23 protein-coding genes, 2 tRNA genes and 1 pseudogene are annotated in these 23,053 nt (G+C 69.1%); 16 read left to right on the forward strand and 10 right to left on the reverse strand.

Annotated features, from left to right (window positions below; genetic code table 11):
* Position 1 precedes the first annotated feature (1 nt).
* From QE388_RS14900 to ligA, 3 genes are all read left to right on the forward strand, one after another.
* On the forward strand, positions 2-1,186 hold the full coding sequence (locus QE388_RS14900) for a cysteine desulfurase family protein (protein WP_307386099.1): 1,185 nt from the start codon (positions 2-4) through the stop codon (positions 1,184-1,186).
* A gap of 9 nt (positions 1,187-1,195) precedes the next feature.
* Entirely contained in the window at positions 1,196-2,293 is a 1,098-nt protein-coding gene (gene mnmA, locus QE388_RS14905) for a tRNA 2-thiouridine(34) synthase MnmA (protein ID WP_307386101.1), read from the forward strand.
* Positions 2,294-2,483: 190 nt separating this feature from the next.
* Complete coding sequence (ligA, locus tag QE388_RS14910) at positions 2,484-4,904, forward strand: NAD-dependent DNA ligase LigA (protein ID WP_307386102.1); 2,421 nt, start codon at positions 2,484-2,486, stop codon at positions 4,902-4,904.
* A 75-nt stretch (positions 4,905-4,979) separates the two neighbouring features.
* On the opposite strand, the gene QE388_RS14915 is transcribed toward ligA, so the two are convergent.
* Positions 4,980-6,662: a long-chain-fatty-acid--CoA ligase gene (locus tag QE388_RS14915; protein ID WP_307386103.1), complete on the reverse strand. Its 1,683-nt coding sequence runs from the start codon at positions 6,660-6,662 to the stop codon at positions 4,980-4,982.
* A 175-nt stretch (positions 6,663-6,837) separates the two neighbouring features.
* Between QE388_RS14915 and gatC the strand changes: the two genes are divergently transcribed.
* The 6 genes and pseudogenes from gatC to QE388_RS14945 all read left to right on the forward strand — a co-directional run bounded on the left by gatC (position 6,838) and on the right by QE388_RS14945 (position 12,538).
* Positions 6,838-7,137 (forward strand): Asp-tRNA(Asn)/Glu-tRNA(Gln) amidotransferase subunit GatC, encoded by a 300-nt coding sequence (gene gatC / locus QE388_RS14920; RefSeq protein ID WP_058626747.1) that lies wholly within the window; start codon positions 6,838-6,840, stop codon positions 7,135-7,137.
* Positions 7,134-8,676, forward strand: a pseudogene (gene gatA / locus QE388_RS14925) (Asp-tRNA(Asn)/Glu-tRNA(Gln) amidotransferase subunit GatA). The gene gatC and the pseudogene gatA overlap by 4 nt, the downstream one beginning before the upstream one ends.
* Positions 8,676-10,193, forward strand: a complete 1,518-nt coding sequence (gene gatB / locus QE388_RS14930; RefSeq protein ID WP_275798101.1) for an Asp-tRNA(Asn)/Glu-tRNA(Gln) amidotransferase subunit GatB — start codon at positions 8,676-8,678, stop codon at positions 10,191-10,193. Before gatA ends, gatB begins: the two are co-directional and overlap by 1 nt.
* Positions 10,194-10,329: 136 nt before the next feature.
* On the forward strand, positions 10,330-11,586 hold the full coding sequence (dinB, locus tag QE388_RS14935) for a DNA polymerase IV (protein ID WP_307386107.1): 1,257 nt from the start codon (positions 10,330-10,332) through the stop codon (positions 11,584-11,586).
* Positions 11,587-11,649: 63 nt separating this feature from the next.
* Complete coding sequence (locus QE388_RS14940; protein ID WP_058596110.1) at positions 11,650-11,970, forward strand: hypothetical protein; 321 nt, start codon at positions 11,650-11,652, stop codon at positions 11,968-11,970.
* Complete coding sequence (locus QE388_RS14945) at positions 11,945-12,538, forward strand: hypothetical protein (RefSeq protein ID WP_275798096.1); 594 nt, start codon at positions 11,945-11,947, stop codon at positions 12,536-12,538. The genes QE388_RS14940 and QE388_RS14945 overlap by 26 nt, the downstream gene beginning before the upstream one ends.
* Positions 12,539-12,728: 190 nt before the next feature.
* On the opposite strand, the gene QE388_RS14950 is transcribed toward QE388_RS14945, so the two are convergent.
* From QE388_RS14950 to QE388_RS14975, 6 genes are all read right to left on the reverse strand, one after another.
* The gene (locus QE388_RS14950; protein WP_307386112.1) at positions 12,729-13,208 is read right to left on the reverse strand and encodes a DUF2017 family protein; all 480 of its coding nucleotides are present in this window, start codon (positions 13,206-13,208) and stop codon (positions 12,729-12,731) included.
* The gene (gene clpS, locus QE388_RS14955; RefSeq protein WP_307386114.1) at positions 13,205-13,513 is read right to left on the reverse strand and encodes an ATP-dependent Clp protease adapter ClpS; all 309 of its coding nucleotides are present in this window, start codon (positions 13,511-13,513) and stop codon (positions 13,205-13,207) included. Before clpS ends, QE388_RS14950 begins: the two co-directional genes overlap by 4 nt.
* A complete protein-coding gene (locus QE388_RS14960) occupies positions 13,504-13,881 on the reverse strand; it encodes a metallopeptidase family protein (RefSeq protein WP_275798093.1) in 378 nt (125 codons plus the stop codon). Before QE388_RS14960 ends, clpS begins: the two co-directional genes overlap by 10 nt.
* 104 nt (positions 13,882-13,985) lie before the next feature.
* Positions 13,986-14,061: transfer RNA gene (locus QE388_RS14965), tRNA-His, on the reverse strand.
* A gap of 36 nt (positions 14,062-14,097) precedes the next feature.
* Positions 14,098-14,724, reverse strand: coding sequence for an oligoribonuclease (gene orn, locus QE388_RS14970; RefSeq protein ID WP_275798955.1), 627 nt, complete (start codon positions 14,722-14,724; stop codon positions 14,098-14,100).
* A 39-nt stretch (positions 14,725-14,763) separates the two neighbouring features.
* Positions 14,764-14,836, reverse strand: a tRNA-Arg gene (locus QE388_RS14975).
* A 114-nt stretch (positions 14,837-14,950) separates the two neighbouring features.
* On the opposite strand from QE388_RS14975, the gene QE388_RS14980 reads away from it, so the two are divergent.
* The gene (locus QE388_RS14980; protein ID WP_058596108.1) at positions 14,951-15,160 is read left to right on the forward strand and encodes a hypothetical protein; all 210 of its coding nucleotides are present in this window, start codon (positions 14,951-14,953) and stop codon (positions 15,158-15,160) included.
* Positions 15,161-15,216: 56 nt separating this feature from the next.
* Here QE388_RS14980 and QE388_RS14985 read toward each other — a convergent pair whose 3' ends face one another.
* On the reverse strand, positions 15,217-15,816 hold the full coding sequence (locus tag QE388_RS14985) for a YitT family protein (RefSeq protein WP_307386119.1): 600 nt from the start codon (positions 15,814-15,816) through the stop codon (positions 15,217-15,219).
* Between the two features lie 61 nt (positions 15,817-15,877).
* On the opposite strand from QE388_RS14985, the gene QE388_RS14990 reads away from it, so the two are divergent.
* Positions 15,878-17,296, forward strand: a complete 1,419-nt coding sequence (locus QE388_RS14990) for a PLP-dependent aminotransferase family protein (protein ID WP_307386121.1) — start codon at positions 15,878-15,880, stop codon at positions 17,294-17,296.
* A gap of 28 nt (positions 17,297-17,324) precedes the next feature.
* On the opposite strand, the gene QE388_RS14995 is transcribed toward QE388_RS14990, so the two are convergent.
* Positions 17,325-17,582, reverse strand: a complete 258-nt coding sequence (locus tag QE388_RS14995) for a hypothetical protein (protein ID WP_153001351.1) — start codon at positions 17,580-17,582, stop codon at positions 17,325-17,327.
* A 204-nt stretch (positions 17,583-17,786) separates the two neighbouring features.
* On the opposite strand from QE388_RS14995, the gene QE388_RS15000 reads away from it, so the two are divergent.
* From QE388_RS15000 to QE388_RS15015, 4 genes are all read left to right on the forward strand, one after another.
* A complete protein-coding gene (locus tag QE388_RS15000) occupies positions 17,787-18,305 on the forward strand; it encodes a single-stranded DNA-binding protein (protein ID WP_307386123.1) in 519 nt (172 codons plus the stop codon).
* Between the two features lie 199 nt (positions 18,306-18,504).
* Entirely contained in the window at positions 18,505-18,999 is a 495-nt protein-coding gene (locus tag QE388_RS15005; protein ID WP_307386125.1) for a hypothetical protein, read from the forward strand.
* Positions 19,000-19,179: 180 nt separating this feature from the next.
* Positions 19,180-20,859 (forward strand): energy-dependent translational throttle protein EttA, encoded by a 1,680-nt coding sequence (ettA, locus tag QE388_RS15010; protein ID WP_058596072.1) that lies wholly within the window; start codon positions 19,180-19,182, stop codon positions 20,857-20,859.
* A complete protein-coding gene (locus QE388_RS15015; RefSeq protein ID WP_307386127.1) occupies positions 20,852-21,397 on the forward strand; it encodes a thioesterase family protein in 546 nt (181 codons plus the stop codon). Before ettA ends, QE388_RS15015 begins: the two co-directional genes overlap by 8 nt.
* Before the next feature lie 48 nt (positions 21,398-21,445).
* Here QE388_RS15015 and QE388_RS15020 read toward each other — a convergent pair whose 3' ends face one another.
* Complete coding sequence (locus tag QE388_RS15020; RefSeq protein ID WP_307386129.1) at positions 21,446-22,315, reverse strand: acyl-CoA thioesterase II; 870 nt, start codon at positions 22,313-22,315, stop codon at positions 21,446-21,448.
* Positions 22,316-22,459: 144 nt separating this feature from the next.
* On the opposite strand from QE388_RS15020, the gene QE388_RS15025 reads away from it, so the two are divergent.
* The gene (locus QE388_RS15025) at positions 22,460-23,038 is read left to right on the forward strand and encodes a hypothetical protein (protein WP_307386131.1); all 579 of its coding nucleotides are present in this window, start codon (positions 22,460-22,462) and stop codon (positions 23,036-23,038) included.
* The last annotated feature ends 15 nt before the right edge of the window (positions 23,039-23,053 follow it).

Raw genomic sequence — 23,053 nt, forward strand, 5'->3', positions numbered from 1 at the left:
GATGCAGGTCTACCTCGATCACGCAGCGACCACTCCACTGCGCGCAGAAGCCCGTGATGCCTGGCTGGCCGCCCACGAGGTGCTGGGCAACCCGTCCTCGATCCACGGTGCCGGCCAAGCTGCGCGGCGCCTGCTCGAGGACGCCCGCGACGAGCTCGCGCGCGTCCTGCGGTGCCAACCGATCGAGATCGTCTTCACCTCCGGAGGTACCGAGGCGGCGAACCTCGCCCTGAAGGGACTGTGGTGGGCGCGTCCTCACGGAGCCGACACCGTGGTCCTCCCCGACGGAGAGCACCACGCCACGCTCGACGTCATCGGCTGGCTCGCGTCCGCTGAGGGCGCCGACGTCCGGGCGGTAGCTCTGGACCATGCGGGACGCATCGGCACCGACGCCTTCGCCGCCGCCCTCCCCGGCGCGGCGCTCGCGACGGCCCTCGTGGCGAACAACGAGGTCGGGACGGTGCAGGATGCCGCAAACCTGGCGTCCGTGGCATCCGCGGCCGGAGTGCCCCTCCATCTCGACGCGGTCTCGGCCCTCGGACAGGTCCCGATCGATTTCGCCGGCTGGCGGGGGGCGGGCACGGCGAGCGGCGGCCTGGCCGCGCTGTCGGTGTCGGCGCACAAGGTCGGTGGTCCCGTCGGCGTCGGAGCGGCCGTGGTGTCGCGCCACGCGACCCTGACGCCTCTGGTGCACGGCGGGGGACAACAGCGGGGGCTCCGCGCCGGTACCCAGGACGTCGCCGGGGCGGCCGCCTTCGCGGCGGCGGCCACCGCCGCCGAGGCCGAACGTGAGAGCGAGACGCGGCGACTGAGCGCCCTGCGCGATCGGCTGATCGACGGCATCAGTCGTTCGATTCCCGAGGCTCGGCTGCTGGGCGACCCCGTCAACCGGCTTCCCGGGAATGCGCACGTCCTGTTTCCGGATGCCGCGGGCGAGACGCTGCTGTTCCTCCTCGACATGGCGGGGGTCGCGGTTTCCACCGGGTCGGCGTGCCAGGCCGGAGTCGCCGAGCGGTCTCACGTCGTCCTGGCGCTGGGGCTGGGGGAGCGCGCGGCGCGTTCGGTGCTTCGTTTCACCCTTGGACGCACCTCCACCGCGGCGGACGTCGATGCGGTCCTCACCCTGCTTCCGGACGCCTACGCCCGGGCTGTGGCATCCGGAGCCCGTTCAGGTCAGGCTTCGTAGACTGGGACGATGCGAGTTCTGGCGGCGATGAGCGGTGGCGTCGATTCCGCGGTGGCGGCGGCGCGTGCCGTCGACGCGGGCCACGACGTCGTCGGCGTGCACCTGGCGCTCTCGCGCGCGGGCGGCACGCTCCGTGCGGGGAGCCGCGGATGCTGCACGATCGAGGACGCGATGGACGCGCGACGCGCGGCAGACAGGCTCGGGATGCCGTTCTACGTCTGGGACTTCTCCGAGCGGTTCCGCGACGACGTGATCGACGATTTCGTCGCGGAGTACCGTGCGGGTCGGACACCCAACCCCTGCATGCGATGCAACGAGAAGATCAAGTTCGCCGCGCTCCTCGAGCGCGCGATCGAGCTCGGGTTCGACGCCGTCTGCACCGGGCACTACGCCACCCTCGTCGACACGCCGGAAGGACGCGAGCTGCACCGGGCATCGGACAACGCCAAGGACCAGTCGTACGTCCTGGGCGTGCTGACGGCCGAACAGCTCGCTCACACCTACTTCCCGCTGGGCTCGACCCCGTCGAAGGCGCTCGTGCGCGCCGAGGCGGAGGAGCGCGGCCTGACGGTGGCGCAGAAGCCCGACAGCCACGACATCTGCTTCATCCCCGACGGTGACACCCGCGGCTGGCTCGCTGACAAGGTCGGCGCCGAGAAGGGCGAGATCCTCGACCGTTCGGGAGCCGTGGTGGGCACTCACGACGGAGCTCACGCGTTCACCGTCGGCCAGCGCCGAGGGCTGCAGCTGGGCGTTCCCGCCGCCGACGGCAAGCCGAGGTTCGTGCTCGAGGTGCGTCCGGTGAACAACACCGTGGTGGTCGGCCCGAAGGAGGCGCTGGCCTGCGCCGAGATCGCGGGGGAGCGTTTCACGTGGGCGGGGCGCGCGCCGTCGGCGACGTCGTTCTCGTGCGACGTGCAGATCCGCGCCCACGCCGATCCGGTTCCCGCTCTCGCGTCGCTGGAGGACGGGATGCTGACGGTGCGGCCCGCGGTTCCGTTCGACGGGGTGGCGCCGGGTCAGACGGCGGTGCTCTACGACGGCACGCGCGTGATCGGGCAGTTCACGATCGACCGGACCGTGTCGGCGGTGCCGGTCGAGGTCTGAGCGCTGTCGCGAAGGCGCGGCGTCGGGACAGGCGGAGGGCGCTGCGCGCGGGTGGCGTGACGGGCGGAGGACGAGGGACGAGCGGAGGATTGCCGCGTCGGAATCTCCCTCCCGTCGTCCCTCATCCTCCGCTTGACACGCTCCCGCAAGGCCCGCGCTCGATGTCGGAGCCTCTCCCTAAGCTGGATCCGTGACCGAGCACGATCAACTTCCCGACCTCACCCTCGACGACGCGCGCACGGAGGCGGCCGACCTGACCCAGCGCATCGTCGACGCCCGGGAGGCGTACTACGGTCGCGATGCTGAGCTGGTCGACGACGCGACGTACGACGGCTGGATGCATCGGCTCGAGGCGCTCGAGCGGCTTCACCCCGAGCTGCAGGGGCAGGACAGCCCGACGCTGTCGGTCGGTGCGGCCGGCGCCACGGATCTCGCGACGATCGAGCACGCCGAGCGCATGCTCAGTCTCGACAACGTGTTCTCGCCCGACGAGCTGCGCGATTGGGCGGTCAAGACCGAAGCCGCCGCGGGGCGAAAGGTGCACTGGCTCAGCGAGCTCAAGATCGACGGCCTGGCGATCAGCCTGAGGTACGAGAACGGCGTGCTGACCTCGGCGGCGACGCGCGGCGACGGGCGCGTGGGCGAGATCGTCACCGAGAACGCGCTGCGCCTCGCGGGTGTGCCGCGCGAGCTCTCGGGAGAGGGCCATCCGGCCCTCGTGGAGGTGCGCGGAGAGGTCTTCATCCCCGTCGCGAAGTTCGAGAACCTCAACCGCCTCCAGGGGGAGTTCCGGGAGCGCGCCGTCGCTGAGGCGCGAGAGCGTGCCGCCGGTCGACGTGGTGCGCGCGCGTTCGACGAAGAGAAGGCGGAGCAGGCCGCGGCGCGCCGGTTCCCCGCCTTCGCCAACCCGCGGAACGCGGCCAGCGGAGGTCTCCGTCAACAGATCGAGAAGAAGAGCGGTCTCGAACTCGAAGCGGGTCTTGCGCGGATCGAGTCCCTGTCGCTGTACGTGCACGGGATCGGCGCGTGGCCGGATCCGCCCGTTGCAGCGCAGAGCGAGATCTACGAACTCCTCGCGTCGTGGGGACTCCCCACGTCGCCCTACAGCCGCGTCGAGTCGAGCATCGACGGCGTGCTGTCGTTCGTCGCGCACTACGGCGAACACCGACACGACGTCGAGCACGAGATCGACGGCGTGGTGGTCAAGGTCGACGAGCTCGCCTTGCACGACGAGCTCGGCGCGACCAGCCGTGCCCCGCGGTGGGCGATCGCATACAAGTACCCGCCCGAGCAGGTGAACACGAAGCTGCTCGACATCGTCGTCTCGGTCGGTCGCACCGGCCGCGCGACGCCGTTCGCGGTGATGGAACCGGCGAAGGTCGCAGGCAGCGTGGTGCGCCAGGCGACCCTGCACAATCAAGACGTGGTCAAGGTCAAGGGTGTCCTCATCGGCGACACCGTGGTCTTGCGAAAGGCCGGCGACGTCATCCCCGAGGTGCTCGGCCCCGTGGTCGAGCTGCGCGACGGGACCGAGAGAGCCTTCGTGATGCCGGCGGATTGTCCCGAGTGCGGCACGCCTCTTCGGCCCGCGAAAGAGGGCGACATCGACCTGCGGTGTCCCAATGCGCGCTCGTGCCCCGCGCAGGTGCGAGGCCGCGTCGAGCACATCGGCTCGCGCGGTGCTCTCGACATCGAGGCTCTCGGTGAGGTCACGGCGGCCGCGCTCACGCAGCCGGACGTGCCCGAGCGTCCGCCGCTCGACACCGAGGCCGGGTTGTTCGACCTGACCGTCGAAGAGCTGGTTCCGATCGAGGTCGTCGTCCGCGATTCCGAAACGGGTGAGCGCAAGGTCGACCCGGACACCGGAGAACTCGTGCGTCGCGCGCCGTTTCAGAAGCTTGGTCCCGCTTCGTACCCACCCGGGGCGGAAGACCTCGATCCGGCCGAGCGTCGGCGCCGCGGTATCCGTAAGGACTACCGCGAGGTCCTGCCCTCCGAGCAGGCGGTCAAGCTGGTCGCCGAACTCGAGAAAGCCAAGACGAAAGACCTGTGGCGTCTGCTCGTCTCGCTGAACATCCGCCATGTCGGCCCCGTCGCCGCGCGGGCACTCGCGCAGTGGTTCGGATCTCTGGATGCCATCCGCGCAGCGTCGCGCGAAGAGCTCGCCGCGGTCGAGGGGGTCGGCGGCATCATCGCCGACGCCGTGATCGACTGGTTCGAGGTCGACTGGCATCGAGAGATCGTCGATCGGTGGGCGGCTGCCGGGGTGCGGTTCTCGGTGCCGGGGCACCCCGGGCCCGGGGCCGCCGCCGCGGCGGGTGGGGTTCTCGCCGGCCTCACCGTGGTCGCGACGGGCTCGCTCGACGGCTATACGCGTGAAGGCGCGCAAGAAGCGATCCTCGCCGCAGGCGGGAAGGCCGCCTCGAGCGTGTCGAAGAAGACCGACTTCGTCGCGGCGGGGCCGGGTGCTGGATCCAAGCTCGCGAAGGCCGAGGAGCTCGGGCTGCGCATCCTGGATGCCGCGCAGTTCCGCATCCTGGTCGAGCAGGGACCGGCAGCGCTCGATGGCGGTGCGGCCGAAGACTCGGACGCGGTCGCCGACGAGCATTAGGCCGCACGGAGGTGCGATCGGCGAGTCGGCACCGGCGACCCGCGGCAGGCGACGACGTCATCGCTCAGGCGACGATCACTCCTTCGGGAGGAGCTGCTCCCGTACCTGGCGGCGCAGCACCTTGCCGATGAGTGACTTCGGCAGTTCGTCGACGACGACGATGCGACGCGGAACCTTGTACGGCGTCAGGATGCCGCGCGCGAACGCCCGCACCGCCTCAGCGTCGAACGCGCCGGGCGTCGTCGGGACCACCGCGGCGACGACCTCCTCACCGGAGTGCTCATTCGGCAGGCCGACGACGGCGACGTCAGCCACGTCGGGGTGCTGGCGCAGCACGTTCTCGACCTCGGTCGGTGCGACGTTGAAACCGCCCGTGATGATCAGTTCTTTGATCCGGTCGACGATGCGGACGAACCCGGCGTCATCGATCGTGACGATGTCCCCCGTGCGGAACCACCCGTCGACGAAGACTTCGTCGGTCGCTTCGGGCTTGCCGTAGTAGCCGGAGAACACCTGCGGTCCTCGAACCAGCAGTTCGCCGCGTTCGACGTCGCGGCGCGGGTCGTCGGGGTCGACGACACGACACTCGGTGCCGGGGAGCGGAAGACCGACCGTCCCGGCGACGCGGTTGTCGGCGACGGGGTTCGCCATGAGGACGGGGGAGCATTCGCTCAGACCGTATCCCTCGACCAGATACCCACCCGTGGCCTTCTCGAAGGGGACGACCAGATCGTGCGGCAAGGCCATGGCGCCGGAGATCGCCACGTCGGTGCCCTGGAGCGAGATGCCATTCGCCTGCGCCGCGGCGAGGAGCCGTTCCGCGATCGGCGGTACCAGAGGAAGGAACGTCGCGGGGTGCTTCTTCGTCACGGCCAGAACCAGGTCGGGATCGAACTTGGGGAACAGCACCAGTCGCGCGCCCATCGACATGGCGAACGTCAGGCACAGAGTGAGCCCGTAGGCGTGGAACATCGGCAGAACGGCATAGACGATGCATCCTTCACCACGCACAATCTGCGGCACCCACGCGCGCGCTTGCGCGGCGTTGGCGAGGAGATTCGCGTGCGTCAGCATGGCGCCCTTGGGGGTTCCGGTGGTGCCGCTCGTGTACTGGATGATCGCCAGGTCGGCCGACGAGGGACGCGGGTGCGTCTCGGGCAGCGGCGCGTGACGCGAGAGCTCGGCCCAGGGGGTGGCATCCCGCGTCTTCTCGGTGAGCGCCGCCCGCGACTCTCGAGCCTTCGCGATCGGCAGGCGAAGCGCGAGGCGCATGCGGAACGGCATCGCTTCGGTTACGTCGACCGACACGAGGGTCGTCAGCCGCAGGTCGGCGGGGAAGTCCTGCACCGTGCGCACGACCTTGCTCAAGACGATGGCGTGCTTCGCGCCGTGGTCTTCGAACTGCTTCCGCAGCTCGCGAGCGGTGTAAAGCGGATTGTGTTCGACGACGACGGCGCCGAGTCGCAGGACGGCGTAGAACGCCACGATGTGCTGCGGGCAGTTCGGGAGCACGATCGCAACCGGGTCGCCGGCGCGCACGCCGTGAGCGGCCAGCGCGCCTGCGACGCGCGCGATCTCGGTGGACATCTCGGCGTACGTCGTCTCCCGTCCGAAGAACTGGAGCGCCGGAGCGTCGGGATAGTCGCGGGCCGAGGCATCGACGATGTCGACGAGTGACCCGGTCTGGGGCTCGAGGTCCTCGGAGACGCCGGCGGCATAGCTGTGGGTCCAGGGACGGGGCGGATCGAAGCTGGTCACCGGGCCAGCCTAGGGCGAGGTACGTCTCGAGGGGGCGTCGTGCACAACCACGACTCGTGTCCACAGGTCTCGGAGGTGAGTCGACCGTTCCTCCACAGCCGCGGCCCCCTCGCGACGATCCCGACCACGTCGGACGCGAGCTCGGGGCGAAGGCAACGCGAACTAGGATCGGAGGGTGTCTGAAATCACTCCTGATCTCGTGCGCCATCTCGGTGTGCTCGCCCGGATCCAGTTGAGCGACGAGGAGGTCCAGAGCCTCACCGGCCAGCTGGACGCCATCGTCGACAACATCGCGAAGGTGTCCGAGGTGGCGACCCCCGAGGTCGTCGCGACGAGCCACCCGATCCCGCTCGAGAACGTCTTCCGCCCCGACGCCGTGCAGCCGCAGCTGACGCGCGAGCAGGTGCTGCAGAACGCCCCCGACCAGGCAGACGGGCGATTCCGCGTGACCGCGATCCTGGGAGAAGAGCAGTGACCGATCTCACCCGCCTGACCGCGGCCGACTTGGCCGCGAAGATCTCGTCGTCCGAGGTGTCCAGCGTCGAAGCCACGCAGGCGCACCTCGACCGCATCGCCGCCGTCGACGGCGACGTCCACGCGTTCCTGCACGTCAGCGACCACGCCCTCGACGTCGCGGCTGACATCGACCGCCGTCGCGCCGCAGGTGAGCAGCTGCACGAGCTGGCCGGAGTGCCGCTCGCGGTGAAGGACGTGCTCGTCACGACCGACATGCCCTCCACCAGCGGTTCCAAGATCCTCGAGGGCTACATGTCGCCCTACGACGCCACGGTCGTCGCTCGTTCCCGTGCCGCTGGTCTCGTGCCGCTCGGGAAGACCAACATGGACGAGTTCGCGATGGGCTCGTCCACCGAGTTCTCCGCCTACGGTCCCACCCGTAACCCCTGGGATCTCGACCGCATTCCGGGTGGTTCCGGCGGTGGCTCGGCGGCAGCCGTCGCCGCCTTCGAGGCACCCCTGGCCCTCGGCTCCGACACCGGCGGGTCGATCCGTCAGCCCGCCCACGTCACCGGCACGGTCGGCGTCAAGCCCACCTACGGCGGGGTCAGCCGCTACGGCGCGATCGCCCTGGCCTCGAGCCTCGACCAGGTCGGTCCGGTCACCCGCACCGTGCTCGACGCGGGCCTGCTGCACGACGTGATCGGCGGGCATGACGCGAACGATTCCACTTCGCTGTCGGACGCGTGGCCCTCATTCGCCGCGGCCGCCCGAGAGGGGGGCGACCGGTGAGGTCCTGAAGGGCCTGAGAGTGGGCGTCATCCGCGAGCTCGACGACCGCGGCTTCCAGAAGGGCGTGTCGGACTCGTTCCGCGCCTCGCTCGCCGCCATGGAGGCGCAGGGCGCCGAGATCATCGAGATCAGCGCTCCGCACTTCGAGTACGGCGTCGCCGCGTACTACCTGATCCTCCCCGCCGAGGCATCGAGCAACCTGGCGAAGTTCGATTCGGTGCGCTTCGGCCTCCGTGTCACCCCGCAGGGTGCACCGACGGTGGAGAACGTCATGGCCGCCACGCGCGACGCCGGCTTCGGTCCCGAGGTCAAGCGCCGCATCATCCTCGGAACGTACGCGCTCTCGGCCGGCTACTACGACGCCTACTACGGCAGCGCGCAGAAAGTCCGCACGCTCATCCAGCAGGACTTCGACGCCGCTTTCGCGCAGGTCGACGTCATCGCGACGCCCTCGGCGCCGACCACGGCGTTCCGACTGGGTGAGAAGATCGACGACCCCCTGCAGATGTACCTCAACGACATCACCACGATCCCCGCCAACCTCGCGGGCGTCCCGGGTATCTCGATCCCCAGCGGACTGGCCGAAGAAGACGGGCTGCCCGTCGGCATCCAGTTCCTCGCCCCGGCGCGGGAAGACGCGCGCCTGTACCGCGTCGGCGCGGCGCTCGAGGCGCTGCTCGTCGACCAGTGGGGCGCACCGCTCCTCGACAAGGCCCCCTCTCTCACCCTTCGACAGGCTCAGGGACCGAAAGCAGGAATGATCTGATGGCGAAAGATGCCCTGATGGACTTCGACGAGGCGCTCGAGATGTTCGAGCCCGTCCTCGGTTTCGAGGTGCACGTCGAGCTGAACACCGCGACCAAGATGTTCTCGTCCGCGCCGAACCCGGCGAACGAGGCGAACCACGGCGCCGAGCCGAACACGCTCGTCGCGCCGGTCGACATGGGGCTCCCCGGTGCCCTGCCGGTCGTCAACGCCGAAGCGATCCGTTCGTCGATCAGCCTGGGCCTCGCCCTCGGCTGCTCGATCGCACCCTCGAGCCGCTTCGCGCGAAAGAACTACTTCTACCCCGACCTCGGCAAGAACTATCAGATCTCGCAGTACGACGAGCCGATCGCGTTCGAGGGATCGGTCGAGGTCGAGCTCGAAGACGGCACGATCGTCACCGTGCCGATCGAGCGCGCGCACATGGAGGAAGACGCGGGCAAACTCACCCACATGGGCGGCGCGACCGGTCGCATCCAGGGCGCCGAGTACTCGCTCGTCGACTACAACCGCGCCGGTGTGCCGCTCGTCGAGATCGTCACCAAGCCGATCTTCGGTGCGGAGCACTCCGCCCCCGCCCTCGCCAAGGCGTACGTCGCGACGATTCGCGACATCGTTCGCGGTCTCGGCATCTCGGAGGCGCGTCTGGAGCGCGGAAACCTCCGCTGCGATGCGAACGTGTCGCTGCGGCCGCGCGGCCAGGAAAAGCTCGGCACCCGCACCGAGACGAAGAACGTGAACTCGATGCGCTCTGTCGAGCGCGCCGTGCGGTACGAGATCCAGCGCCAGGCCGCGATCCTCGCCAAGGGTGGCACCATCACGCAAGAGACGCGGCACTGGCATGAAGACACCGGACGTACCTCTCCCGGTCGACCGAAGTCGGATGCCGACGACTACCGCTACTTCCCGGAGCCCGACCTGCTCCCCGTGGTGCCTGCGCCCGAACTGATCGAGGAGCTTCGAGCGGCGCTCCCCGAGCCTCCCGCCGCGCGTCGGCGTCGGCTCAAGGCCGAGTGGGGCTTCACCGACCTGGAGTTCCAGGACGTCGCCAACGGCGGGCTCCTCGACGCGGTGGCCGACACGATCGCCGCAGGGGCCGCCCCCGCGGCCGCGCGCAAGTGGTGGACGGGCGAGATCACCCGCGTCGCCAACGCGCAGGAGCGCGATGCGGCCGACCTCGTCTCGCCGGCGAACGTCGCGGCCCTTCAAAAGCTCGTGGATGCGGGGACGCTCACTGACAAGCTCGCCCGTCAGGTGCTCGAAGGCGTCATCGCCGGTGAGGGGACACCCGAAGAGGTCGTCGATGCGCGCGGGCTCGCCGTGGTCTCCGATGACGGTGCGTTGATCGCGGCGATCGACGATGCGCTTGCGGCACAGCCCGATGTCCTCGCGAAGATCCGTGATGGCAAGGTGCAGGCCGCCGGCGCTGTCATCGGTGCGGTCATGAAGGCGATGAAGGGGCAGGCCGACGCCGCCCGCGTGCGAGAGCTCGTGCTAGAGCGCGCGGCCGCGCAGTAGGACCCCTCGCAGGACCCCGGATGCCACGATCCCGGCCGCGCACGCGCGGCGGGCCGTGGCATCCGTCGTTCTCCCGGTGTTGAGGCATCGCCAGCGTGACCGTCTCGATGTCGGAGGCCCGGGAGAGAATGGACGTATGGGACGCGGGGACGGCACGGGGCGCATCGTCTCGCCCCCCGACGCGGATGACACCGGCACCGGCATCCTGCACGTCGACATGGATGCGTTCTTCGCCTCGGTCGCTGTGCTCGACGACCCGTCCCTCGCCGGAAAGCCGCTCATCATCGGCGGATCCGAGGGTCGCGGCGTGGTGTCGAGCGCGTCCTACGAGGCTCGCCGCTATGGGGTGAAGTCGGCCATGCCGGTCGCTGTCGCGCTGAGACTGTGCCCGACCGCGATCGTCGTCAATCCTCCGTATCACCGGTACACCGAGATGTCGCGGCAGGTCATGGCGATCTTCCACGACGTCACGCCCCTCGTCGAGCCCCTCTCGATCGACGAGGCCTTCCTCGACGTGCGAGGAGCTCGACGCCTATGGGGGAGTCCGGGGCGGATCGCGCGCGATCTCCGCGCTCGGGTCCAGGCCGAGACCGGACTCACGTGCAGCATCGGCGTCGCCGCGACGAAGCACGTGGCGAAGATGGCGTCGACGATCTCCAAACCCGACGGGCTGCTCGTCGTCGCGGCGAGTCAGACCGAGGCCTTCCTGCGGCCGCGGTCCGTGCGCGCCCTCTGGGGAGTGGGCCCCAAGGCGGCCGAGTCTCTCGAGGCGCGCGGCATCCGTCTCGTCTCCGACATCCTGGACGCGCCACGGGCCGTGCTCGAGCAGGCACTGGGATCGGCGATGGCAGAGCGGGTCTGGCACCTCTCGCGCGGAATCGACGCCCGCGCGGTGCACACGGGGCGCACGGAGAAGAGCATCGGTCACGAAGAGACGTTCCACGCCGACATCTCCGACACCCGCACGCTCCACGTCGAGCTGCGCCGTCTCGCGGATCGGGTCGGCGCACGTCTGCGCGCGCAGCAGTACGAGGCGGGCACCGTGGCCATCAAGGTGCGCTTCAGCGACTTCACCACGGTGAGTCGCTCGCGCACCCTGTCCGAAGCGACCTCCGTCGGTCAACGCATCGGCGATGCGGCGATCGAGCTGTTCGACGCGATCGACCGTCGACAAGCGGTGCGACTCGTGGGCGTGCGCGGCGAGAAGCTCGCGCCGGCGACCATGGCCGCGACCCTGTGGGACGACGACGCCGAATGGCGCCGTGTCGAGGGCACGCTCGACAGCGCCGTCGCCCGTTTCGGTCGCGGCGCCGTGACCCGCGGCTCGTTGCTCGGCCCCACCCGCGGCGGCGGGGCACTCCCGACCAACCCCCGCCCGACGTACGACCACTGACACGGTCCGCGCGACGGCGCAACACCCCTGGGCTCCGATGGACGTCGCGGGTACGGTGGGGACATGCCCAACATCGCATTGGAACTCGGCAAGCAGTCCACCAACTTCGGCGTCACGGCCGCGTACGGCGAGCAGCAGGACGTCGACGGCGTCCGTATCGTCCCGGTCGCGCTCACGTGGGCCGGTTTCGGCGGCGGATCCGATGAGCAGGGCAACGGCGGCGGTGGCGGTGGCGGCTACACCCTGCCGCTCGGCGCGTACATCCGTCGCGGCGACGACCTCCGCTTCGACCCGAACATCGTGTCGCTGCTCGCCGTCGCCGTTCCGTTCGTGTGGGTCGCGGGTCGCGCGCTCAGCCGTGTCATCCGCGCCCTCAAGAAGTAACGCGGACGACGTCGACGAGGCTCTCGCCGCGGCCACGTCCGCGGTGTTCGAGCGCGTGCGCGCGGTCGCCGCAACCAACCCGGTGATCGTCATCGATGGGCGCAGCGGAGCAGGGAAGAGCTCTCTCGCACGCCGTCTCGTCTCGGCCTGGCCGCTGAGAGGACGCGTGCAGCTCGTCGCGCTCGACGATGTCTATCCCGGTTGGGACGGTCTCGCCGCCGGCTCGACGTACGCGTGCGAGATGATCTTGACCCCGCACGCGAAAGGCGCTGTGGGGGTGTGGCAACGCTGGAACTGGGATGCCGGCGAGCGTGCGGAAGCCTACGCCGTCGATCCGTCCCTCCCGCTCGTCGTCGAAGGAGCGGGCGCTTTGACGCCGGAGACCGCGCGATTGGCGGACGTCGCCGTGTGGGTCGATGCGCCGTCGCCCTCGCGTAAACATCGAGCTCTCGAGCGAGACGGCGATACGTATCGTCCGCACTGGGAGCGTTGGGCGGCGCAAGAGGACCGGCACATCGAGCAGAACGGCCCGGTGTCGCTCGCGACCCTGTTCGTGCGGGTGCCGTAAACCGGACGCGCTGACCCCGACGTTTGCAAGCGCTTGGACAGTGGCGCGTCCGGTGGCTTCGACGAGCTCAGCCACCTCGGTAATGTCGCGTCCGGAAGCTTCGACGAACTCAGCCACCCGGGCTGACGCCCCGGTGTCTGAGTCGTCAGGTCCCTGAGCTCGTCGGAGGGACCGGGTCGCGCGACGACGCTCAGCGGCGGTCGAGTGCGGTGACGAGACCGTCGAGGCGATAGCCGATCCAGTCGTAGATCCCGAAGCGCGGATCATCGGGCTGATGATCGTCTTCGCTGTGGATGCCGAGGCGTGTCGCCATCACGAGACGCACCGCCGACAGGGTCCGCATCCACGACAGGGCCTCGTCTTCGCCGAGAGCGATGGTCAGGGTGGCATCCGGGTCGCCGTGGTCATGCGCCCCGCCGTCCATGCCGAGGGTGCGGAGGACGACCTCCGCGTCGGCGGCACGTCGACCGAGCAGGTCGTCGCCGGTCAGCCGACGGAACTCCCGTGTCGCTTCCTCATCATCGGGATACGCATCCGGCAGAAGGCGTGCGACGGCAGGGTCGTCACTGCGCTGCGTGTCCGTCACGACGTCACGGAACTGCCCGACGATGCCGGCGAGGTGAAGGGCCTCGAGACCGCTGATCTCGAGGACGACGATCTTGTCGCTCACGCGGGTTCCTTCCGAACTGTCGCCCACAGGCCGTAATCGTGCATCGCGTGCGCGTGCGCTTCCATCACCTCGCGCGGGCCGCGGGCAACGACCGCGTGACCGTCGTTGTGGACGGCGAGCATGAGCCGCTCGGCCGTCGCGGCGTCGAAGCCGAAGTAGGTGCGGAACACGTGGCTGACATAGCTCATGAGGTTCACGGGGTCGTTCCACACCACCGTCTGCCACGACGAGGGCGGAACGGCAGTGAGCTCGGTGGCGTCGACGAGGTCGAGATCGGGGGTGGCCACCGTCGGCATCACGCCCACCCCAATTCGTGCAGGCGTGCGTCGTCGATGCCGTAGAAGTGGGCGATCTCGTGGACCAGGGTCGTGTGGATCTCGTCGCGGAGCTCCTGCTCGTCGGAGCAGGCTGCGAGGTGCGGCTCGCGGTAGAGGATGATGCGGTCGGGAAGCTCGCCTACGCCGTATCGGTCGCGCTCCGTCAACGCCCAACCGTCATACAGCCCGAGAAGATCGAGCGATCCGTCCTCAGGCCGGTCTTCCACGACGAACACGACGTTGTCCAAGCCCTCGACCATGTCGTCGGGGAGCTGGTCGAGCTCGTTGACGACCAACGCCTCGAACTGTTCGGCGTCGAGACGGAGCGCGACGCCGGAACCCGCGTCTTCGCTCATGTCATCTCCTGAAAGTCGCCGCTCGGGCAATTCTACGGTCGATCGGCTCGAGCCCCGACGAAAGACGAAGGCCCGTCGAGGTTCTCGACGGGCCTTCGGGGGAGTGGGGTGGCTAACGGGACTTGAACCCGCGACCCCCGCGACCACAACGCGGTGCTCTACCAACTGAGCTATAGCCACCATGTGTCTGCCGCAGCGGACAACTGAACAATTATGTCACACGTGGTGAGCGAACGACGACACGGCCGAGGACGCGATCGTCTTCGCCTCGTCGCTCGTGGGACCTGGCTGAGGGACGAACACGGCCTCGCGATAGTAGGCGAGCTCACGGATGGACTCGAGGATGTCGGCGAGCGCCCGGTGTCCGCCGTTCTTCGCCGGTGCGTGGATGTACGCCCGCGGATACCACCGGCGGGACAGCTCTTTGATGCTCGAGACGTCGACGTTTCGATAGTGCAGCCAGCGATCGACGCGCGGCATGTACTTGGCCAGGAACATGCGGTCGGTGCCGATGGTGTTGCCCGCGAGGGGGGCCTTTCCCTCGACCGGCGCGAACCGCTGGATGTACTCCAACGCCTGGAACTCGGCATCCGCGAGGCTCACCCCGTGGGGGATCTCTTCGAGGAGTCCGGACGAACGGTGCATCTCGGTGACGAACTCGCCCATGTTCTCCATCGCCGAAGCGTCGGGCTTGATCACGATGTGGAAGCCGGGGTCGAGCACGTTGAGCTCGAAGTCGGTGACGACGACGGCGATCTCGACCAGCTCATCGACCGCGAGGTCGAGGCCCGTCATCTCGCAGTCGATCCAGACGAGCCGGTCATTCGTGGAGGCGCCTACCATCCCTCCAGTCTAGTGAGGGGGTCCGACACCGGAGCCGAGTCCCCCAGACACGATTCGAACGTGTGACCGGCGGATTAGAAGGCCGCTGCTCTATCCACTGAGCTACTGGGGGTCGTGCACCAGGATATCTCCGCCGTCCGGCCCCATCGCACCGACTTGCGTCGATGCCCTGGCCGCGGGCGGCGGACAGAGGTACTCTGCCGCCATCGAGAGCAAAGGAGCACTCATGTCCGAAACGGTGACGCGACGCCTCTGGGTCGCATACGGGCCCGCGGGTGTCGTCGGCAAGATCCAGAAGGATGCCGATGGCTACGGCGTGCATATGGCGGGGAAGGACGAGCCGCTGGGCGTCTACCCCACGATGGAGATCGCGAAGAACGCTCTGCACTCGCACCTGAAGCCCGGCAGCGACCGGCCAGAGTTCCGCGAGCACTGAGCGCGGGAGACTCCCGCTCCACCTGTGACGTCCCCGTGTACGCGTGCGCGGGGACGTCACGCATGTACGGGCGCGAGGACCTTGTCGCGCGTGGCCAGCAGAGGCAGGGCCACGTGGACCAGTGGCCCGATGCCGAGGGCGAAGACCACGGTTCCGATCCCCACGGTGCCGCCGAGGATCCATCCGAGGACGAGCACGGTTCCCTCGACACCGAGCCGACAGGCCCAGATCGGCCAGCCGAAGCGCGCGTGGAGACCTGTCATGAGCCCGTCGCGCGGGCCGGGACCGAAGCGGGCGCCGATATAGAGACCGGATGCCGCCGCCACGACGACGACACCTGCCACGAGCATGAGTGCTTGGAGCCACCACGCGTCGGGGTGCGGGAGGAATCCCAGAGCGATCTGCATACTCGTGCCGACCAGCAGGATGTTGGCGACCGTACCGACCCCGGGCTTCTGGCGCAGGGGGATCCACAGGAGGAGAACGCCGAGTCCCACGATGTTGGTGATCCATCCGACGCCGATTCCGGTGACGCGCGAGAGTCCCTCCGCGAAGACCGTCCAGGGGTCGACCCCGAGCCCGGCTGCGACCGTGAGCGCACAGCCGAAGCCATAGGCGATCAGGCCGATGAGAAGACGAAGAATGCGCTCGGACATGAGGAAATCCAATCAGGGAATTGGCTTTTGCGCGTAATGCCAATTCGTCTATCGTGGCCTCATGGATTCCCGGATCTCGGCACGCGCTCTGGCGGAAGCCCTGGGCGGCTGGCGGGGCAACGGACCCGCCTACGAAGCTCTCGCGGATGCCGTTCGGCTGCTCTGCCTCGACAACCGCATCGCTCCCCGGACGGCCCTGCCGGCGGAACGTGAACTCGCCGCGGCGCTGTCGCTGAGCCGGACTACCGTCGCGGCCGCGTATCGAAGTCTTCGCGACACGGGCCACATCGAAAGCTTGCGGGGGAGCGGGAGCGTGACACGCCCCCTACCGCGGAACGATCCCGGGGGCCTGGCGGCCGCGACGGACGCGATAGATCTGCAGCAGGCCAGCCCCGCCGCATGGCCCGGTCTGCCCGCGGTCATCAGCGAGGTGCTCCAGGATGCCAGCGCCATCGTCGCCCGTTCCGGATACGACGTGGTCGGGTCGCTCGCTCTCCGTGAGGCGATCGCGGATCGATACCGGCGACGCGGGGTGCCGACCACAGCCGACCAGATCCTCGTCACGACGGGCGCTCAGAGTGCGATCCACCTCGCGGCATCCGTGCTTCTCAATCGCGCGGACCGTGTGTTGATCGAGACGCCGACCTACCCGCACGCAGCGGAGGCTTTCCGATACGTGGGCGCCCGCCTGGTCGGGGTGCCGGTCTCGACGACGGACGGGTGGGACCTCGACCGGGCAGCGCAGACCTTCGCGCGGACTCTGCCCTCTCTCGCGTACCTCATGCCGAACTTCCAGAACCCGACGGGTCGCTCGATGTCTCCCGAGGAAGTGGATGCGTTCGTGGGGGGTGCCGAGATGACCGGCACCTTCCTCGTCCTGGATGAGACCACGGCGGACCTCGACATCGACCGACCGGGTCGTGCCACGCATTTTCCCGAGTCCGATCTGGTGATTCGCATCGGCTCGCTGGGCAAGACGGTCTGGGGCGGGTTGCGCGTCGGGTGGATTCGCGCCGAAACGGACATCGTCCGCCGCTTGGCCAGCGGTCGGCCGGTTCACGATCTGGGCACGCCCGAACTCGAACAGGCCGTCGCCACGCTGCTCGTTCCCCGCCTCGACGAGATCGCCGTCCAGCGGGGAGATCTGCTCCGCGCCGGGCGCGACGCCCTGGTGCGCGCCCTGCGCTCGACCTTCGCCGACTGGGAGATCCCCACCCCGCACGGAGGGGTGTCGCTCTGGCTCGGGATCGGCGAGCCCGTCAGCACGCCCCTCGTCATGAACGCCCGCTCTCGCGGTCTCCTCCTCTCGGCCGGATCGCGGTTCGCAACCGAGGGCGGACACGATCGGCGACTGCGGATGCCGTTCACCGCCCCGCCGGCCACCCTCGACCGCGCAGTCGACCTGCTCGGGGCGGCGTGGGCGGACGTCCGCGCCGAGGGCCGGGCGTCACGCCTCGGCGAGCTCACCGCGCTGGTGTGAGGCGCTCCGCCACCGCCCCGAAAGCAGGTCATCGCGCGTAGCGAAGACATTCGAGAGCCTCGGCCGCGGACCAGAACTCGCCGAGCCGTCGGAAGGCGCCGGACGCGGAGTGGAACCGCTCGGCGGCATATCGCCAGCCGCGCTCGGACGCCGTCGCCCGAACGTGCCCCACAACGACTCCGCGTCGGTCGGCGATGCGCCACAGACCAGCGGCGACATGGGTCGCTGCGCCCCACCCGGCCGGACGCGGTGCCGGAGCGAGGTCGTTCCACAGTGCGGTGCTCATGCGGGGAAATCTACGACCGACCTCCGACATCGGGACGGACGAAGGTCTCCACTCCTCACCCCCACGACGCGAAATGCGCGGATCGTCCACAAAAACGGTCTTCCCCGGCATGACGCACGCGCGGCGACGGGCAATCTGGCCTCGCTCCGGTATCCGTCGGGCACACGGATGCCGGAGCGCACACCCCGAGGAAAGGAATTCACCATGAGCGACCACATCACCCTCGTCGGCAACATCGTCGGCGACCCCGAAGAACGCGCGACCCGCGGAGGCGACTCTATCGCGGCCTTCCGCCTGGCCGTAAGCGAGCGCCGATTCGATCGCGAGCGCGGACAGTGGATCGACGGGCACACCAGCTACTACGCCGTGTCGGCGTTCGGCGAACTCGGACGGAATGCGCTCGCGTCGATCCGAAAGGGCGAGCGCGTCGTGGTCTCGGGACGACTCCGCCTCCGCGAATGGGAGAACGAGACGAAGCGCGGTGTGAGCGCCGACGTGACAGCGGATGCGGTCGGACACGACCTTCGCTGGGGGACCACGCAGTTCCAGCGGACGCCTCGTGGCGAAACAGCGCGTTCCGAGTCCGACGAGACGCCTGCGGCGTCGAGCGATGAATGGGCGGCTCCGACCGCTCCGAGCGAGCCTGTCGCCCCACCGCCGGGTGAGGAAACGGCCGAGCGTGAACGAACCGCGATCGAAGTCGCGGACGCCACGCCCTTTTGACCAGAATGCCGCGAGGCGGCGTGAGCCGTGAGCAGCTGAGCGCACGGTCCAGGGCGATCAGCCCGGGCGGCCGCCCCGAGCGCCCACCAGGGCCCACCCCGGACCGCCCATCATGAGTGCTGGCCGTGGGGTGCGCATCACGGGCGCCCCGCCGTGGGCGTGGGAAGCGCGGTCGGAGGAGGTCCGTAGAATCGAGCACGTGTCTCGCCCCTCTGGTCGTCTTCTCGCTCCCGCAGCGCTCGTCGCTCTCCTGGCCTTGAGTGGATGCACCGGGGCATCGCCCGAGCCCGCTCCGGTTCCGGCGACCACCGCGCCGGTGGACTCGTCGGCGCCCGCCTCGTCGCCGACGGCCGCCCCCGCGCCGACACTGGAACCGAACGGCTCAGTGGTCGACAACCTCCCTTACTTCTCGCAGATTGTCGCGGGCGTCGCGGGGGGTCCGAATCCGGTTTCCGGTCGCGCGTACATCGATGCGCTCGTTCAGGGCGGCTTCGACAAGGCCGCGATGCAGGTGACGCAAGACGAGTCGACGATCGGAAACCCCGCCGAGAGCATCGAGTTCTCGGTGAGGTGGGGAGACCAATGCCTCGTCGGGCAGGTTGGGCCGTCGATCGGCGCTCCCGTGAGCACAGTCCTTCCGGGACTCAGCTCCGGGGGATGTCTGATCGGTCAGACCCGTCCCATCGACTGGTGACGAGCCGTCCCGTCGAGAAGCGTCGCACTGCCGTGCACGCCCTCTCGCGCGGCTCTCTCCACCGCGGGCGCTGATCGACATCGGGGAGGCGAGCAACGGCACGGGCGCCAGATGTCCGTGCGCCCCGTAGACGCGCGGGAGCCCGGCCGCCGCTCCCGCGGGCCATAGACTGGTCAGGTTATGGCGGAATACATCTACTCCATGGTCCGCGCGCGCAAGGCCGTGGGCGACAAGCTGATCCTCGACGACGTCACGATGTCGTTCCTCCCCGGTGCCAAGATCGGCATGGTCGGGCCGAACGGTGCCGGTAAGTCCACGATCCTGAAGATCATGGCCGGTCTCGACACCCCCTCCAACGGAGAGGCCCGGCTGAGCCCGGGCTTCACGGTCGGCATCCTCATGCAGGAGCCCGAACTCGACGACAGCAAGACCGTCCTCGAGAACATCCAGGACGGCGTGGCCATCAAGCCGAAGCTCGACCGGTTCAACGAGATCTCGGCCCTCATGGCCGACCCGGACGCCGATTTCGACGCGCTGCTCGCCGAGATGGGCACGCTGCAGGAAGAGATCGACGCGGCCGACGGCTGGGACCTCGACTCCCAGCTCGAGCAGGCGATGGACGCCCTGCGCACGCCGCCGGCTGACGCGAGCGTCGTCCCCCTCTCGGGTGGCGAGCGTCGCCGCGTCGCTCTGGCGAAGCTTCTGCTGCAGAAGCCCGACCTGCTCCTCCTCGACGAGCCCACCAACCACCTCGACGCCGAGAGCGTGCTCTGGCTCGAGCAGCACCTGAAGGCCTACAAGGGCGCCGTCATCGCGATCACTCACGACCGGTACTTCCTCGACAACGTCGCGGAGTGGATCGCCGAGGTCGACCGCGGTCACCTCTACCCCTACGAGGGCAACTACTCGACCTACCTCGAGAAGAAGGCACAGCGCCTCGACGTCCAGGGCAAGAAGGACGCGAAGCTCCAGAAGCGCCTGAAGGAAGAGCTCGAGTGGGTCCGCTCCAACGCGAAGGGGCGCCAGGTCAAGTCGAAGGCGCGCCTGGCCCGCTACGAGGAGATGGCGGCCGAGGCCGAGCGCACTCGCAAGTTGGACTTCGACGAGATCCAGATCCCCGCGGGGCCGCGCCTGGGCAGCATCGTCATCGACGCCAAGAAGCTCGAGAAGCGGTTCGGCGACCGGTCGCTCATCAGCAACCTGAGCTTCAACCTGCCGCCGAACGGCATCGTCGGCGTCATCGGCCCCAACGGTGTCGGAAAGACGACGCTCTTCAAGACCATCGTGGGCCTCGAGCCCCTCGACGGCGGCACGCTGAAGATGGGCGAGACGGTCAAGATCAGCTACGTCGACCAGTCGCGCGCGAACATCGACCCCGAGAAGACGCTGTGGGAGGTGGTGTCGGACGGTCTCGACATCATCACGGTCGGCAAGACCGAGATCCCCTCGCGCGCGTACGTGTCGAAGTTCGGCTTCAAGGGGCCCGACCAGCAGAAGAAGGCCGGCGTGCTGTCGGGTGGTGAGCGCAATCGCCTGAACCTCGCGCTCACGCTCAAAGAGGGCGGCAACCTGCTCCTCCTCGACGAGCCGACCAACGACCTCGACGTCGAGACCCTGAGCTCGCTCGAGAACGCCCTTCTCGAGTTCCCCGGTTGTGCCGTGGTCATCACGCACGACCGGTGGTTCCTCGACCGCATCGCGACGCACATCCTCGCCTACGAGGGCACCGAGGAGCACCCCGACCAGTGGCACTGGTTCGAGGGCAACTTCGAGGCCTACGAGGCGAACAAGATCGAGCGCCTCGGCGCCGACGCCGCGAACCCGTCGCGCTCCACCTACCGCAAGCTCACGCGTGACTGACGACGTCGCTTCGGTGACCCCCGACGAGGGTCCGGCATCCGCCGGGCCCTCGCGGGTCCACGTCCCCATCCACCTGCGATGGGGCGACCTCGACGCCCTCGGGCACGTCAACAACACCTCGATGCTCAAGCTCCTCGAAGAGGCGCGTCTGCGGGCGTTCTGGTTCAGCGACGGTGAGGGTGAGCCACTTCCGACAGCGGTGTTCGACATGGACGTGCTCGACAGCGGGGGCGACCGCGCCACGCTCATCGCGCGCCAAGAGATCGAGTACCTCCGCCCGGTCCCGTACAGCCAGCGTCCCCTCGACGTGCGCATGTGGATCGGAGCGATGGGCGGCTCGAGCGCCGACATCTGCTTCGAGGTGTACAGCCCCGTGGGCGATGCCGAGCCCATCCTGTACGCGCGTGCCACGGCGGTCGTCGTCCTCGTCGACACCGCCAGCGGACGACCAATCCGCTGGACCGAGATCGAACGCGCCGCCTGGGCGCCCTACGTCGGTGAGCCCATCGAGTACCGTCGGCGCTCCGGCCGAAGCTGACGACGACCACAACGAGTCGAACGGATGCCGAGGGTCTGGCATCCTGGATCAGTCGCGGGGCACCCGCACCATGACCTCTTGCGCGACGCTCGCGACGAGAATGCCGTCGCGCGTGTAGATCCGCCCCGTCGAGAGGCCGCGCCCGCCGCGCGCGTTCGGCGACTCCTGCACGTACAGGAGCCAGTCGTCGACACGGCCTGGACGGTGCCACCACATCGCGTGATCGAGGCTCGCGACGCGCAGCCCGGGAGTGTTCCACGCGACGCCGTGCGCGCGCATGATCGACTCCTGGATGGTGAGGTCGCTGAGGTAGGCCAGCGCAGCGCGGTGAACGGCGCGATCGTCGCTGATGGGGCGGCGCAGCTTCATCCACACCGCCTGCCGCGGGACGTGCGGACCCTCGGCGGACGAGTACAGCGGCGATGTCACATGGCGTACTTCGACGGGGCTGGAGGACAGCAGGCGTCGGCTGATCGGATGCAGGGCGTCGACCTCGAGAGCAGGGATGGCCTCAGGGGCCGGGATGCCCGCGGGCATCGGCTCGAAGTGCTCGAGTCCCGGGTCGTCGTCTTGGAACGACGCGATCATCGAGAAGATCGGCACCCCGGACTGGAAGGCCTGCGTCCGTCGCGTCGAGAACGATCGACCGTCGTGGATGCGGTCGACCGAGAACGTGATGCCGTCCGTCGGATCGCCCGGCCGGAGGAAGTAACCGTGCATCGAGTGCACCGTCCGCTCGGGCGGAAGCGTGCGAGAGGCGGCCACGATGGTCTGCGCGAGCACCTGTCCGCCGTAGACGCGGCCGGTGGGCATGGCCTGCGACACACCCGTGAAGATGTCCTCGGTCGTCCGGGCGCCGGCGTCGCGGAGGTCGAGCACCGCGAGGAGGGACGCCACGGGATCGTTGGCGTCGGTCACGCTGACTCCCGTTCCGGCGCGGCGTACCCGCGCCGCTTGATAGTTTAGGGCGGGTGTCCGCGCGCCTGTTGTTCCCCGACCCCGCAGGCGGCAGCCGACCTGCTCACCTTCGCCTCCCGGGCCATCCGTCTCGGAGACGGCACGGTGCGCCTCCGCGCCGCCTCCGGCGTCCTCGCCTCGACGGCAGCTCCCCTTGCACCCCGCGGCCTGTTCGATGCGACGCCGACGGTGCTCGGGATGCGCGTCTCCGCGATCGATCCGGAGCTCGAGTGCGACCTCGTCGTCGAGGCATCCGCGCTGCTGCCGGCCCCGGACGACGCGTCCGCCGTCGTTCTGCCCGAGACGGCGACCTCGCCGGCCTGGGCGGGTATCTCGCCTCCGCGGAGCGGATGGGAGCAGACGGATGCCATCGACGCCGCTGTTCTGGCATCCCGCGCCCAGTACGGGGTGGCGGCCGTCGCCGATTCTCTTCCCACGGATGCCGGCGAGGACGTCGTCCGGACGGTTCGCGCGCAGGTATGGGGACAGCCCGACGAGGCCCTCGGGGGACTGCCCCTCGGTACGGCCTTCGCCGCGTTCGCGCTCGGGTTCATCGCCGGAGAAGAGCAGGCGCCCGTGCGCACGAGCGGCACGTGGACGCGCGTGACCCTGACGAGGGGACACGTTCTCGTGCGAGGGCCGGTGCGTTCCGGACTGACCGCGGTGCGCACGACCGGGAGCTGATTCAGGGAACACAAA

The sequence above is a fragment of the Microbacterium sp. SORGH_AS_0969 genome (assembly GCF_030818255.1).
In the GTDB taxonomy this organism is placed as follows: domain Bacteria; phylum Actinomycetota; class Actinomycetes; order Actinomycetales; family Microbacteriaceae; genus Microbacterium.